This is a genomic window from Rhizobium sp. CFBP 8752 (assembly GCF_014842035.1).
Lineage (GTDB): Bacteria > Pseudomonadota > Alphaproteobacteria > Rhizobiales > Rhizobiaceae > Neorhizobium > Neorhizobium soli.
Genome location: NZ_JACYUZ010000001.1, coordinates 1,346,903 through 1,361,473, shown reverse-complemented (window position 1 = coordinate 1,361,473; position 14,571 = coordinate 1,346,903). Strand labels below are relative to the sequence as shown.

Genomic DNA, 14,571 nt, shown 5'->3' with positions numbered 1-14,571 from the left:
CGCCATACCAGTTGCCACCCTCTGGTGCCGAAATCACACAAGCGCAAATTGTAGGAAGATTCGGTAAACGAAGCCTTGCCCAATCGAGGCCGTTTCATGGTCATTTCATGCAGGCAGCGCGAGCTGCCACACACTACAACTGCACCTTTGTGAAGACCGTCGCATGTCCGCCGCGCGTAAAAACGCCCGCCCGCAAGCTGCGGACGGGCGCATCGACGTTAGTCACTCAGGCCGCGCGAACCCGGTCCGGTTGACGAGTGTCCCTTACGGCCTCGCCATTCAGTCGGAAGGTCGAAAGCAGATGCTGCAGATGATGGCTCTGTTCGGCCAGGGTCTGGCTGGCAGCCGTCGTCTCCTCGACCATGGCGGCATTCTGCTGGGTCATCTGGTCCATGTGGTTGACAGACGCGTTGATCTCCCGAAGCCCACCCGACTGTTCGTGCGCGGTCGTTGCGATTGTCTCGACATGGGCGTTGACCTTTTCGACCAGCACGGCAATCTCCACCAGCGCATCACCGGTTGACCGCACCAGCGCGACGCCGGTCTCGACTTCGTGCACCGAGGTGCTGATCAGCGTCTTGATCTCCTTGGCGGCGTTGGCCGAGCGCTGCGCCAGTTCGCGCACTTCCTGCGCAACGACTGCAAAGCCGCGACCCGCCTCACCTGCCCGTGCCGCCTCGACGCCGGCATTGAGCGCCAGAAGATTGGTCTGGAAGGCGATCTCGTCGATGACCCCGATGATCTGGCTGATGCGGCTGGACGATGCCTCGATACGGCCCATCGCATCCACCGCGCTGCGGACGATCTCGCCGGAACGGCCGGCACTTGCCTTGGTCTCGGCGACCATGACGCGTGCCTCGCGAGCCCGCTCCGCCGCAGTTCCGACTGTCGCGGTGATCTCGTCGAGTGCGGCTGCCGTCTCTTCCAGTGCCGCAGCCTGCTGCTCGGTCCGCTTGGCAAGGTTGCCGGTAGCGCCGGAAATGTCGGAAGCGCTGTCGCGCACCACATGGCCGGTTTCCGAAATCGCAGCGATGGCATTGTGAAGCGCTTCGACCGCCGCATTAAAATCGCGCCGCAGCTTCGCATAATCAGCACCAATATCACCGAGCGAAACGGAGAGATTGCCGGCGGCAAGTGCCTCCAGCGCCCATCCCAGCTCGCCGATCGCCCGCGCCTGTCTCTCGGCCGCAGCACCGCTGCTGCGCTCGCTTTCGGAACGCTCCGTCGCCATGGCACGCTGGTGATCGGCCTCGCGTGCCCGAAGTGCCGCACTTTCTTCAACGCTGTTGCGCAGCACTTCGACAGCACGTGCCATCTCGCCCACCTCGTTCGGATAGGCCGTGCAGGGAACCGCCATGCCGGTCTCGCCGTCCGCAATCGCGGTCAGCACGCCCTTTACCTGACGGATCGGTCGGGTCACGCTTCTGACCACAAACCAGGCGCCGGCGAGCAGCAGCACCGCACCACCCGCAAACATGGCGGCAAACTTCATCGCGTCCTGGCGGAACATCGCCTGAAGGTCGTCCGTATAAACACCGGTACCGACGATCCAGCCCCAGGGCGAAAAGCCGATGACATGCGAGTATTTCTCGACCGGTTCGGCGGCACCGGGCTTGGGCCAGTAATAGTCGACAAAGCCTTGACCGCCTGCCTTCACCACATTGGTGAATTCCACAAACAGGAATTTCCCGTTGGGGTCCTTGTTCTGGGTCAGGTCGGACCCGTTCAGTTCCGGCTTGATCGGATGCATCACCATGGTCGGGTGCATGTCGTTGATCCAGAAATACCCCGATCCGCCGCCATAGCGCATGGCGCTGATGATCGCCTTGGCGGCTGCCTGCGCCTCGTCACGGCTCATCGTGCCAGCAGCTTCGAGACCCTGGTACTTCTTCAGGATGGCAACAGCGTTGTCGTTCATCTGGGCAAGACCCGCCTTGCGCTCCTGCTCCGACGAACGATAGCTTTGAAACAGGCTGAACACCATCGCGCCACCGAGAATGACGAGCGACAGGACGACAAGGCTGTAGAGACGCCAAGAAATAGCGATACGCTGCATAGTTTCCCCCTCCAGTAAAACTGCGCGGAGCTTAAGTGAAGAGGGTTAGCAGGTCGTAAAGCATGTAAGCGGCGGAAACACTTACTCGGATTGGGTGCGCACGCACCAAAGCGGCATGTATCCAAGCCATGTTGCTGGAGCATTGCTCCAATCCAAAACAAGGGTGGGCCGGACCCGTCTTTCGCTCTAGTCTGGTCTCAACAGATACGAGACTCAGCAAGGACGTGACGAATGACCGAACAGCCGCAACCTGCCTCTCCGACCGGCGAACTGACACTGCGCACACTTGCGATGCCGGCCGACGCCAATCCAGCCGGGGATATCTTCGGCGGCTGGGTGATGGCCCAGATGGACCTTGCCAGCGGCATCCGCGCCACCGAGCGGGCGCATGGCCGCACGGTGACCGCAGCCGTAAAAGAGATGGCGTTCCAGCTTCCCGTCAAGATCGGCGACACGTTGAACGTCTACACCGAGATCACCCGCGTCGGCACGAGTTCGATCACGCTGAATGTCGAAGCCTGGGCCCAGCGCGCGCGCTACCGGATGCTGGAAAAGGTAACGGCCGGGACCTTCGTCATGGTGGCGCTGGGAGACGACGGCAAGCCAAGACCCGTTCCCGCAGAATAGTGGCCAGGTCGGACCGGCCCTAGTCGATCCCTGCAGATAGCCGGTCTATCGCTGTAGATAGCCAGTTACCCCTGAAGATAGATGGAGGACCTGTCGAAGGACAGCCCGGGAAAGACGCGCGACGTCAGCTTGTCCGGTGCAATGCCGAACTGCTTGTGCAGCATGGCCGCGGCGATCTCGCGCACATCGCCGGTCGGCATCAGATCCTGGCCATCCAGAAGCCTGTCCTCGGCAAGACCGGGCCACGTCCCCATCACCTTCCCACCCGACACCGCACCGCCGGCGAGAACGGCAACGCCGCCGGTGCCGTGATCGGTTCCGCCGGTGCCGTTCTCGCGCACGGAACGTCCGAATTCCGTGACTGCCAGCACCACCGTGCGGGCCCAGGCGTCGGCACCCAATGCGTCCTTGAGCGCCACGATGGCAGCGGCAAGCTCGCCAGCCACCGATCCGAACTGGCTAGCCTGTTCGCGATGCGTATCCCAGCCGTTGATCGAAAAGCTGGCAATCCGGTAGTCTTCCCGCAGCATGCCACCGGCAAGCCGCGCCATGTCGACGACGCTGCGGTTCCGCTTCTGGCGGTACCCGTCAGCCGAAAACCCCGTCCGCTTGACCTCCTCCATCGCCGCGGCAAACGGCGCGTCGGCTGCGTAGAGCCGATCGAGAAAGCCGATCTCGTCCTGCGCCATCTCCACGTCGCCCGTTCCCGCACGGTTGTCGGCCTTGTTCGGCCCGCTCAGGATCAGTTCCATCGACGTATGGATGTCGAGCGCCTTGCGGCCGTCGGTGCGCGGAATGACCGCCAGCGTCCGGTTGAGCCAGCCACTCTTCTGCGATGCGTCGGTACCACCGTTTTCCAGCATTGTCTGGCCGTCGAAATGACTGCGCCCGTCGCGGTAGGGCGTCGCGACCGCGTGCACGAAGGACAGCGCATTCTCCTGCCAGAGCGGCATCAATGCCGACGCCGCCGGGTTGAGACCGAAAAATCCGTCGAGATCAACAAGTCCGGTCCCGGGCGTCAGACCGAGCGTCGGTCGCAATCCGGCGAAAGCCGCATCGCCATAGGGCTGCACCAGATCCAGGCCGTCCATCCCTCCGCGCAATATGATCGTCACGAACCGGCTTTCGCCAGGAGCAGCCGCAACGCTGAACGGTGTCAGCACGGGTGAGGCAGCGGCGCAGCATGCGCCGGCCAGAAAGCCGCGGCGGGAGAGCGAAAAGCTTGGCTTGATCGTCATCGCTATCTCCTGTTGAACTCGGGCGACGCCAGAACCATCGCGATGGCGTGGTTGGTGTTGGGTGCCTGAGCAATCACGTCCCTGGTATTCTGGCCCGCCGCGTCCCCGAGCGCCGCATCGAGAAACGTGCCGGGATCGCGCCTCTGGCCGAAACGGCCGGCCATCAGCCGCGCCCAGGCGATCCGCTCGCTCAGCTGGCCCGGCGACAGCCAGACACTCGCCAGGTCGGCATAGCCGGCCGGGCTCGGTGGCTGCCAGATTGGCTGGTCCATCCGCTGGAGCGCGGCAAGCGTCAGGTCGTTGGCGCGCGCGGCACGCTGCTTGGCATCCGCGCGGGCAGCCGTGCTGCTGGCCATCTTCAGCGCCTTTCGCATCGGTCCGTCGTCTTCCTGCTCATCGTCGTCCATCTCTTCCAGCAACCGGGAGAGGTCCTTATCGGAAATGTCGACGGCTCGGAATCCGGACACGACGAATTCGAACGGACGCTTGATCTTCTGTCCAGGATCGCTCCAGGCACGGGGATGATCCAGCATGGCACGATAGACAGCCTTCAGATCGCCCTCGGTTTCAGCCCAGGCTGCCGTCATCGCGGCAACCAGATCCGCCGGGGGTTCGTCGGCAACGAAGTGGATCACCAGTTTTCGGCAGACATGTTCCGCCGTCATCGGGTTCAGCGCCAGATCCTCAAGCATCCGTAGATGGTCCTGGCTCCCCGCCTCGTCGTCCTCATAAACCTCTCCGAGCAAGCTGATCGAGCCGCCTTCGGAAATGCGTGGCCGGTAGACGACTTCGAGAGCGCGGCGATCGACCGACAGTCCCGTCAGGATCAGCGCGGCGGCCCGGACATCCTCCTGGGTATACCCGCTCCCCGCGCCCAGCGTGTGCAGTTCCAGCAGTTCGCGGCCAAGGCTTTCGTTCACGGCACGCCCGCCCGGCCGCCCCGCGGGGGCGTCCATGCCGGCACCATCACTCTGGTCGAGATAGATCAGCATCGCGGGATGCAGCATGGCGGCTTTCAGCAGGTTCGCGAACGACCCGGCCAGATTGGGACGGATCGCCTCTGCCTCGTACAAAGGCACGACCATCCGCATCGGCAGCGACTTGAGCGCGCTGGTGGAAAAATGGTCCGTCCAGAACGATGCCAGCCGTTCGTGAAACCCGAAGGGCGACAGGATCGCCTGCGCCAGCCGCGCCATCGCATCCTGCCGATAGATCTGCAGCGCTTCCTTCTGGGTTTCCTTGCGAATGCTTTCGTTCGGCTTGCCGTCCTTGGCCGCCTTCGCCTCGGCCGCCCGCAGCGACATCACGCGAGACGCAGTCTCGCGGCGGCCACCCGCTCCCTCGCGCGGAAAACGCGGCTTCCGCTTTGCGGCCTGGTCGAGCTGGGCCAGCAGAGCCTCGGCATCGCGCGGCGGCTCCTCGCCGGGACGCAATCCGTACCCGTAGCGAATCGCTGCCAATGTCGGTCTCGAAATCGCCATCCGGCCACTCCTGTTTCAGTCCCCCAGAGTCGGAGACGAATGTGTCCGAAACGAAAGACAATTACGGCCATTTCGCGACCCGGACGATTTGCCGCCAGCCAACCGCGGTCTGGGACCGAAGAACCTCGGAAGTGGCTCCTCTAAACGATTGCCATATGCCTCGGCAAGAATGCCATCAGCTGCGATATCGCCAACGACGGCTCGCCTGTCCAGCCACGGTCGGTACAACATTCTGTCATCCGGTTACTTTACGGCGTGGGGATGTGAGAGACGCAGCCCACGCTATGCATCGTAGAACTGTGGACAATGGTAGCCTTCGGGATCTGCTGGAGACCGCGCCAAAAGCACAAACCACCCCGTTGCCCTTTTGTACTCATTTTCCCGCCATCCCCCTCTTCACTTTCCGCCATCCCGCCTCCATATTCGCGGCATGGCCAGATCTCCGAAAAAATCCCCCTCCTCCAAGCCCAGCGGTTTCGAGGAATCCCCGCAATCGTCGTTTGAAGGCGCGCCGCTGGAGGGGAATGTTTCGGACTGGGTGAGGCAGCTGGAAGCCGAGGCGGAAATGTCCGGCGTCGAGACCCAGCGCGAGATCGCCTCCAAGGCCGGCAAGCACCGCAAGAAGATCGAGATCGCCGCCCGCGAGGAGGCCATCAAGGCCGCCGCGAAAGACACGCCGAAAACCGCCACGCACACGACCTCGTCGAAATCGTCTCGCGGCACGTCGATGGGCGGCTCGTCCGATCCGAAAACCCGCGCCGCCGCCGGCCTCAATCCGGTCGCCGGCATGGACGTGTCGCTGGAAGAAGCCGAACACCTCGCCACCGGCGCCGTCACCGCCACGGTGGAGGCCCTGTCGGCGCTGATCGAAAGCGGCAACCCGCTGTTCAAGGACGGCAAGATGTGGACGCCGCACCGTCCACACCGTCCGGAAAAGTCCGAAGGCGGCGTCACCATCCGCATGGCCTCGGACTACCAGCCCGCCGGCGACCAGCCGACCGCCATCAAGGACCTCGTCGAGGGCATCAACAACAACGAACGCTCGCAGGTCCTGCTCGGCGTCACCGGCTCCGGCAAGACGTTCACGATGGCCAAGGTCATCGAGGCCACGCAGCGCCCGGCCGTCATCCTGGCGCCCAACAAGACGCTGGCGGCGCAGCTCTATTCGGAATTCAAGAACTTCTTCCCCGACAACGCGGTGGAATATTTCGTTTCCTACTACGATTATTACCAGCCGGAAGCCTATGTGCCGCGCTCCGATACGTTCATCGAGAAGGAATCCTCGATCAACGAACAGATCGACCGCATGCGCCACTCCGCCACCCGCTCGCTGCTGGAACGCGACGACTGCATCATCGTCGCCTCGGTCTCCTGCATCTATGGTATCGGCTCCGTCGAAACCTACACCGCCATGACCTTCCAGATGGCCGTGGGCGACAAGCTCGACCAGCGCCAGCTTCTCGCCGACCTCGTGGCCCAGCAATACAAGCGCCAGGACATCAACTTCATCCGCGGATCGTTTCGCGTGCGCGGCGATACGATCGAGATCTTCCCCGCCCACCTTGAGGATGCCGCCTGGCGCATCTCGATGTTCGGCGACGAGATCGACTCAATCACCGAATTCGACCCGCTGACCGGCCACAAGACCGGCGACCTGAAGTCGGTCAAGATCTACGCCAACTCCCACTATGTGACGCCGCGCCCCACCCTCAACGGCGCCATCAAGTCGATCAAGGAGGAGCTGAAGCTCCGCCTCGCCGAGCTCGAAAAGGGCGGCCGCCTGCTGGAAGCGCAGCGTCTGGAACAGCGCACCCGCTACGATATCGAAATGCTCGAGGCGACCGGCTCCTGCGCCGGCATCGAGAACTATTCGCGCTATCTCACCGGCCGCACGCCCGGCGAGCCGCCACCGACGCTGTTCGAATATATCCCCGACAACGCGCTGCTGTTCATCGATGAAAGCCACGTCTCCGTCAGCCAGATCGGCGGCATGTACCGGGGCGACTTCCGCCGAAAAGCGACGCTCGCCGAATACGGTTTCCGGCTGCCGTCGTGCATGGATAACCGGCCGCTGCGCTTCGAGGAATGGGATGCGATGCGCCCCCTCACCGTCGCCGTGTCGGCAACGCCCGGCAACTGGGAAATGGAACAGGCCGGCGGCGTGTTTGCCGAACAGGTCATCCGCCCGACCGGCCTCATCGACCCTCCGGTCGAAGTCCGCTCCGCCCGCAGCCAGGTCGACGACGTGCTCGGCGAGATCCGCGAGACCGCCGAAAAGGGCTACCGCACCCTGGTCACCGTGCTCACCAAGCGCATGGCCGAAGACCTCACCGAATACCTGCATGAACAGGGCGTGCGCGTGCGCTACATGCACTCGGATATCGACACGCTGGAACGCATCGAGATCATCCGCGACCTGCGCCTCGGCGCCTTCGACGTGCTGATCGGCATCAACCTTTTGCGCGAAGGTCTAGACATTCCCGAATGCGGCTTCGTCGCCATTCTCGATGCCGACAAGGAAGGTTTCCTGCGCTCGGAAACCTCGCTCGTCCAGACCATCGGCCGCGCCGCGCGTAACGTCGATGGCAAGGTCATCCTCTACGCCGACAAGATCACCGGCTCGATGCAGCGCGCCATGGACGAAACCGCCCGCCGCCGCGAAAAGCAGGTCGCTTACAACACCGAACACGGCATCACGCCTGAATCGGTCAAGGCCCGCATTTCCGACATTCTCGACAGCGTCTATGAGCGCGACCACGTCCGCGCCGATATCTCCGGCGCCTCGGGCAAGGGTTTCGCAGACGGCGGCCACCTCGTCGGCAACAACCTGCAGAGCCATCTCAACGCCATGGAGAAATCCATGCGCGACGCCGCAGCCGATCTCGACTTCGAAAAGGCGGCCCGCCTGCGCGACGAGATCAAACGCCTCAAGGCCTCCGAACTCGCCACGATGGACGACCCGATCGCCCGCGAGGAATCCAAGGCCCAGGAAGGCGTGCGCCGCAGCGCCGAAGCCACCCGCACCTCGCTGGGCGGTGGCAAAGGCAAAGGCGCCAAGGCCGGAGACGAGGCGTCTCCCTCCTACTTCGCCAAACCCTCGCTCGACGACATGGGCCCGGGCACCGACACGGCCACCCCGCTGTTCCGCCGCAACTCCCTCGACGAGATGACCGTCGGCCGCACCGAAAAACCCGCGCCCGGCACCCTGCCGGAACGCCCGCCGCAAACGATCAGCACCAAGAAACGCTTCTCGCCGCTGCTGGAAGGCCAGCCGGAACGCGGCGAAGGCAAGGACGACCCCCGCCCCATCGTCCGCGGCAAGGTCGGCGCCGGGAGCTACGAGGACGCGACCGATGCCAAGCAGCAGAAGCGCAGAACGAAGGGCAAGACGGGCCGGCCGGGGCGGTGAAGCAGCGGCAGTCCACTTCTCTCCCTTGTGGGAGAGTATAGTTCGGCCCAAGAGGCGCAGCCGATTGGCGAGGCGAACTTGGTGAGTAGGGCTGGCTAACACATATATGAGTCAACGACGGATTCTAGTGCCGCTTGCTTGAAGCCTGTGCGCGCACCCACTGCTCGAGAAATTGTTCGCCCGCACTAGTGATGAAATAGCTCGCGTCTCGCGCCTGGTGAACAAGGCGCTTTCCTGTCAGTTCCTTTAGAGCCTTGCTTACGGAGGGTTGGCTGCATTTAGCTGAAATGCCAATTTCTAAGCGACTCATCCCGAGCGGCTTAGCGTGGGCCAAAAGAAGGAGCACCTCGTTCTTTGTCGGAACTGTCTGCCCAACGAAGATTTCACCATTGATCGCTTCGATCATAGGAATGGAGGCTCTAGTGAGCGCGAGCATTGCGTCGGCAACCACCATATCGTCACTGCAATGATAAAGGCGCAACAACTCCGCAAGAATCCAGCCTGCCGTGGCTACTGCTAACGATACATCGATTGGAGTCGGATCGATTTCCTTTACATGGATCGCATTACGTTTGCTTCTAATGTTGTAAACCACATAAGCAGCTTTAGGGATCAAGACACGGAGCGATTCTGGCAGTGTGACATCTTTCTCGATGTCACGAATCGTGACAGAAAATTGCTTGATCTCCGATGGCGCGCACCCAGTTCTGACGAATTCGATCACTCTGAGAACATGTTCCACAAAGCGTCCGCCTTTTAACAGAGCAGCTTCCAGATCTCCTTTACGATGCTTGGCTACTAATTCCTGATAGGCGTCTACAAGTTCCGTCGCGAGCACGAGAGGAATGGCCTTCGAGAGATCGTGGATGACTGTGTCACGCATAGTTAAGCCGCACGATAACTCCACATTTCCTTATTGTTTTCCTTAATTTTTTTCCTCTGCAGGCTACCCTCGCGTACCAGTTCGGCGATAGGCCCCGACAACGACGTGGCCTTGGTGATTACGGCCATCTCGTGTAATCGTGCGACAACCTGAGCAAGCGTGCGCGGCTCCTTAAAAAATCCAATTTCAAGAAGCCTACGGAGAGACCCTCGCGCTGGAGTTCCCGCGCTACGTCGGCTTTTTCTCGCACCATCAACCTCCTTTTCATCGCCACTCTGTTGCCTTTCGCTCGACGTCGAACGAGACATTTTTTTGGTACGCCTTCGCGCCGTCAAAGGCTGCTCGCCTTTTACGATGGAACCAATGGCTTCCAAGTTTGCTGGCCGTATTGAATAATTCCCCCCAATGGAGGTAAGCAAATGTGCTTCCTTTAACCTCTTAAGGATGGGGCGAAGGGTGCCACCGGGTATTCCAGTCAGTGCTTCCAGCGTTGCCGGACGAGAATCAATCTCATGTTCGTGGTCTATCACGTATCTCCATCCTAGCATTGCAACGAGTATCACTAGTATCTTTTGATCATTGCCGAGATCCGCCCCTCTTGGCGTCAATACTACTTCAAAGCGCTCGGGGTCGTATCGAATGTAGTCTGCAATTACTCGTTCGATCGCCTCTTCTGTCATTTTACCGCGATCGGCTACAAGATCTTTAAGCGCCACAATCGCTCTCCTACTTTTTGCTCAGGTCAAAACGGCTTTCTATGGCCCGAAGCCCGCTCTTCGTAATGTAATATTGTCCAGGCACCTTGTGATCTTCAGCTATGAGCCCGGCATTAAGAGCAGTTCCAAAATCGCGAGGCAGGTTCGCAGGCATCGGTTCGCGAGCGACTTTGAAGCGTTCTTTCACTTGCTCGCGTGTGAAACTGGCTTCCCCCTCGTGAAGCGACATGTAATGACCTATTGCCACAATCTGGTCTGACTTCTTATTCGCACCAACCTCGTCTAAAAATTCTCGAAGTGAGAGCCTTACGACAGGCCCCGCGCTTGCAACGCTTGAATTAGATGCAAGCCCCACAGTGGGAAAAAGATCTCCACCCATAATAATGCTTAGTATGGAAGCCGCTTGCTGTGGCGTCACTGACCGTTGCACCTCCAGACCATCACCACTCAATGTCAGCTTGAACTCCTCAGATACCGAATCTCCCGTCACCATTCACCTCCTGAATGTTACAAAGTAAATATATATCTATATATGAAAATAATATTCGTCAACGTTGATACTTTGAATCTGCTAGATTCGTACGTTCTCCTGTGGATAAGACGTCATAAGAGAGGCCTATTTTCAGAACTTTTTGCTGCAATAACCTCTCTGTCATTCACAACGATACATACTCCTAAAAATTTTGTATAACTCTCACAAGATTTTTTCATCCTATATGATTGATATATATATATCTTTTTTATGCTCCGTATCCATGCATACAGAATCTACTTCCAGACGTATGTTTCACGGGCAGAAACTTCAACATGAAGACCCCCGCTTGCATGCAGACCGTGCGATCCCGGTACCCGAACAATCGCACCCACCCAGCAAATATTAACAACTTACGTCCCTCCACCCAAACCTCACCCACGCTTCCCACATCCGCCCTCGGATACACCAGGAGGCGTCCTGGCGGTCCGAAAGACGCGGCGACGCTGGTGATGAAGGGACGACGTGAACCTTCATCACCAGCGTCAGCGGAGAGATGGTACCCTCCTAACCCCTCTCGGACGGCAAGAAGCCATCACCACAGCCACTGTTTTCGCTTCGCATATGTTCTAGTAAGCTCTACACGCTCCCCACCCATTCACCCCGGATCCCCCACCCCAATGCGCCCCCTCACCACCCTCCTCGCCCTCCTCCTCCTCACCCTCTCCGTCCTCCCCGCCAGCGCCGAGGTCTTCAAAACACCGCAAGCCCTCATCCGCGCCCTTTATGCCTACGACATCGCCGCCACCGCCGACGATGCGCCGTCGCCCTACCAGCCATTCCTCTCGCGCAGCCTCAACCGCCTGTTCCAAAAGGACCGCGACGGCACGGCGGAGGGTGAGGTCGGGGCGGTGGATTTCGATCCGGTGATTGCCGGCCAGGATGGCGAGGCGAAAGGGGTCAAACTCTCGCCGCCGATCCTCATCGACGACCAAGCCGAGCTGGAGGTTAGCTTTCTCAACGGCTCGGAAAAGGTGACGCTCTACTACACGCTGAAGCGCGAAAATGGCGGCTGGAAGGTGGACGACATCGCCAACCAACAGGGCGAATATTCGTGGAGCTTGCGAGACCTGCTAGGAGGCCAATAGATCTGCACGGGCTCCCTTCGCCCACCCTTGCACCGCGTCTCAGTTCGGGTCGGGCGATCGTCCTACCCAATCTCCCGCTCAATCGCCTTCGCTGCCTGCCAAAGCGCCTCCATCCCCTCCAGCGTCGCGGCCTCCAACGTCTCGCCTGATGTCTCAAGCTCCGTCTCGATATGGCTCAATCGTCTCCGGAATGTCGCACCGTGCCTCGCAGCGCCTGTTTCTCAACTGCGAAGGCAACCTTCCAACGACGGCGACGCAATCGAGTGGCTCCAGAAGAAATACATCCGTATGCAAAACCTCTCGCCTCAAGAGCTCCCCGCCCGCCCATACACCATCACCACCCGCATTCACCCTCCATCAACCCCTTCCATGCGATACCTTCTTCACAACGAAGATGGAGCACAGCCACGATGATTGGCTTCAAGAACACCCACAACCAGCCCGTTTACGTCAATCAGGCTCAGGTCCTCTACGTCACCACCTATGAGGAAGACGTCTCGGTGATTGCGCTCGCGGTCACGGGTGCCGGTGGCAAACCGGTGACGATCCATGTTCGCGGCAGCGTCGATCTCGTGCAGTCAAGACTGGCCGGCACAGCGCCGCGCTGAGCGCCAGCTTTTCGCGCCGGGGGCGCGACGCCCCGCTTTCCGGTCCTTAGATGCGCCTCGGTAACAGCGCTTCTGTTTGCGCTGCGGCGATTTTTGACGCACCGACCCACTAAATTTCAATGACTTAACGCATGTTACATCCTCACGGATTTTTTCCGTGCCTATAATGCTGCGTTCCGTCGCGGATACACCGGGAGGCGTCCCGGCGAGGCGGAACCGGCGCGGGTCATGGGGAAAGGACGCAAAAACCCATGCTCCGGGTCCGCGGAAAATGGTCTCCCTCCGGCGACACGGGGGAAACAGGCGGGTCACGGACCGACCGCCGGTTTCCGATGCCCGAAAGAGCGCGCCGGATGTGCCTGTGCGGCACACAAGGTGGCCCGCCGGGTGGTTTCGCCGGATTCCTGATCCGTCGGAAGCACCGGGAAGCCGGCGGCGAACAACCGCCCGGCCGGGTCATTGCAGAGAGACCGGAGTCGCGGGCAAAAACCGCCGAACGGGGTGCCGAAAGGTGTCACCACTACTTTCTATATCGAGGCAGCTTCCGGCGCCCCGTCCGAATTTTTCATCCCTCGATCGCCAAGGCACACGTCTGCCCGGCGAGGCGGATCATCCGAAACCGGACAGGAGAAGCACCATGTCTGTCGAAATCACGGAAATCGAGACCCATCTGGCATGCTGCACGGCCGAGATCCTGGCCTTTCCGCAGGCCTGCCTCCGGCGCGAATGCCGTCGCGCCAACCGATGCTTGCATGTCAATATAGACACCGGCGCCCCTGCCTGTCTGATCAATTTCGGCCCCGACTACCCCGAAAGCTTTACCCTGATCTACCTCATCGCGCTTGCCGCCCGCGCCGATCTCGGCCGGCAGGGCATGATGTTCGCATCGCCCTCCGCCATCGAGCGTGAATTGCAGGATGCCTGTGTCGAGGTCGCCCGAAACGCGCTACCGGACGACGATGCCAAGCGATGGATGGCGGCCTACCGGGCCCGCGAAAAACTGTCCCCGCCATCCCGGCCGTAACGCAGACCGCGGATGGAAACAGCCCCGCCGGGCCGAGATAGGCGGCACGAAGCCGAGCGGCTTACAGCGCCCGCTCGATCGCCTTCGCCGCCTGCCAAAGCCCCTCCATCCGCTCGAGCGTCGCCTCCTCCAGAGTCTCGCCTGATTTCTGAAGTTCCGTCTCGATATGGCTGAAACGTCGACGGAATTTGGCATTGGTGCCCCGCAGCGCCGCCTCCGGATCGGCGTCCACATGGCGGCCGATGTTGACGAGGGCAAAGATGAGGTCGCCGAGTTCGTCGGACACTTTTTCGGGCTGCCCGGCCGCCAGGGCCTCGCGCAGTTCGGCAACTTCCTCCTCGATCTTGTCGAGGATCGGGCCGGGTTCCGACCAGTCGAAGCCGACGCGGGCGGCCTGCTGCTGCAGCTTCACGGCCTCGCTCAGCGCCGGCTGGGCCCGATGGACGCCGCCGAGAAAGCCGGATTTGGAAGGCTCGGTCGTGCCGCGCAGCGCCCGCCGCTCGGCCCGCTCGCGCTTCTCCTCGGCCTTGATCGCATCCCACTGCAGCTTCACGGCGCCGGGCGTATCCGCATCGGAGCGCGCAAACACATGCGGATGCCGGCGGATCATTTTGGTGGTGACGGCCTCGACCACGTCGCCGAATGCAAACCCACCGGCCTCCTCGGCCATCCGCGCATGAAACACGACCTGTAGCAGCAGGTCGCCCAGTTCCTCTCGCAGATCGTCCATGTCATGCCGCTCGACCGCATCGGCCACTTCGTAGGCCTCCTCGATCGTATAGGGAATGATCGTCTCGAAACTCTGTTCGAGATCCCACGGGCAACCGGTCACCGGTGTCCTCAGCGCCGCCATGATCTCGATCAGGCGGGAAATATCCTTCGAAGCATGCATGCCGAAATCCTTGGCCT

Annotated in this window: 12 protein-coding genes and 1 pseudogene; 5 read left to right on the top strand and 8 right to left on the bottom strand. The window is 61.1% G+C overall.

The window, feature by feature from the left end:
• Positions 1 to 226: 226 nt before the first annotated feature.
• Positions 227 to 2,056, bottom strand: a complete 1,830-nt coding sequence (locus IFT59_RS06475; RefSeq protein ID WP_192086394.1) for a methyl-accepting chemotaxis protein — start codon at positions 2,054 to 2,056, stop codon at positions 227 to 229.
• A 231-nt stretch (positions 2,057 to 2,287) separates the two neighbouring features.
• Between IFT59_RS06475 and IFT59_RS06470 the strand changes: the two genes are divergently transcribed.
• Positions 2,288 to 2,683, top strand: a complete 396-nt coding sequence (locus IFT59_RS06470; RefSeq protein ID WP_062456448.1) for an acyl-CoA thioesterase — start codon at positions 2,288 to 2,290, stop codon at positions 2,681 to 2,683.
• 65 nt (positions 2,684 to 2,748) lie between these two features.
• On the opposite strand, the gene IFT59_RS06465 is transcribed toward IFT59_RS06470, so the two are convergent.
• Together IFT59_RS06465 and IFT59_RS06460 are read right to left on the bottom strand one after the other, a co-directional pair.
• On the bottom strand, positions 2,749 to 3,921 hold the full coding sequence (locus IFT59_RS06465) for a DUF1501 domain-containing protein (RefSeq protein WP_192086393.1): 1,173 nt from the start codon (positions 3,919 to 3,921) through the stop codon (positions 2,749 to 2,751).
• Positions 3,922 to 3,923: 2 nt separating this feature from the next.
• Entirely contained in the window at positions 3,924 to 5,402 is a 1,479-nt protein-coding gene (locus IFT59_RS06460) for a DUF1800 domain-containing protein (protein ID WP_192086392.1), read from the bottom strand.
• 430 nt (positions 5,403 to 5,832) lie between these two features.
• Here IFT59_RS06460 and uvrB point away from each other — a divergent pair, with 430 nt between their 5' ends.
• The gene (gene uvrB / locus IFT59_RS06455) at positions 5,833 to 8,811 is read left to right on the top strand and encodes an excinuclease ABC subunit UvrB (RefSeq protein WP_192086391.1); all 2,979 of its coding nucleotides are present in this window, start codon (positions 5,833 to 5,835) and stop codon (positions 8,809 to 8,811) included.
• A gap of 124 nt (positions 8,812 to 8,935) precedes the next feature.
• Here uvrB and IFT59_RS06450 read toward each other — a convergent pair whose 3' ends face one another.
• From IFT59_RS06450 to IFT59_RS06440, 3 genes are read right to left on the bottom strand one after another with little or no spacing between them, the layout of a single operon-like run.
• The gene (locus tag IFT59_RS06450; protein ID WP_192086390.1) at positions 8,936 to 9,694 is read right to left on the bottom strand and encodes a hypothetical protein; all 759 of its coding nucleotides are present in this window, start codon (positions 9,692 to 9,694) and stop codon (positions 8,936 to 8,938) included.
• Positions 9,695 to 9,696: 2 nt separating this feature from the next.
• A complete protein-coding gene (locus IFT59_RS06445; protein WP_192086389.1) occupies positions 9,697 to 10,410 on the bottom strand; it encodes a hypothetical protein in 714 nt (237 codons plus the stop codon).
• 10 nt (positions 10,411 to 10,420) lie between these two features.
• Positions 10,421 to 10,903, bottom strand: a complete 483-nt coding sequence (locus tag IFT59_RS06440; RefSeq protein WP_192086388.1) for a hypothetical protein — start codon at positions 10,901 to 10,903, stop codon at positions 10,421 to 10,423.
• A 659-nt stretch (positions 10,904 to 11,562) separates the two neighbouring features.
• Between IFT59_RS06440 and IFT59_RS06435 the strand changes: the two genes are divergently transcribed.
• On the top strand, positions 11,563 to 12,030 hold the full coding sequence (locus tag IFT59_RS06435; RefSeq protein WP_192086387.1) for a DUF3828 domain-containing protein: 468 nt from the start codon (positions 11,563 to 11,565) through the stop codon (positions 12,028 to 12,030).
• A 62-nt stretch (positions 12,031 to 12,092) separates the two neighbouring features.
• Here IFT59_RS06435 and IFT59_RS23055 read toward each other — a convergent pair.
• Positions 12,093 to 12,250, bottom strand: a pseudogene (locus IFT59_RS23055) (nucleoside triphosphate pyrophosphohydrolase); the annotation flags it as partial.
• A gap of 190 nt (positions 12,251 to 12,440) precedes the next feature.
• Here IFT59_RS23055 and IFT59_RS06430 point away from each other — a divergent pair.
• Together IFT59_RS06430 and IFT59_RS06425 are read left to right on the top strand one after the other, a co-directional pair.
• Positions 12,441 to 12,638, top strand: coding sequence for a hypothetical protein (locus tag IFT59_RS06430; protein ID WP_092660736.1), 198 nt, complete (start codon positions 12,441 to 12,443; stop codon positions 12,636 to 12,638).
• Positions 12,639 to 13,275: 637 nt separating this feature from the next.
• Positions 13,276 to 13,662, top strand: coding sequence for a hypothetical protein (locus IFT59_RS06425; protein WP_192086386.1), 387 nt, complete (start codon positions 13,276 to 13,278; stop codon positions 13,660 to 13,662).
• A 61-nt stretch (positions 13,663 to 13,723) separates the two neighbouring features.
• On the opposite strand, the gene mazG is transcribed toward IFT59_RS06425, so the two are convergent.
• Positions 13,724 to 14,554 carry a nucleoside triphosphate pyrophosphohydrolase gene (mazG, locus tag IFT59_RS06420; protein ID WP_192086385.1) on the bottom strand — a complete coding sequence of 277 codons (831 nt, stop codon included), beginning with the start codon at positions 14,552 to 14,554 and terminating at the stop codon, positions 13,724 to 13,726.
• Between the last annotated feature and the right edge of the window lie 17 nt (positions 14,555 to 14,571).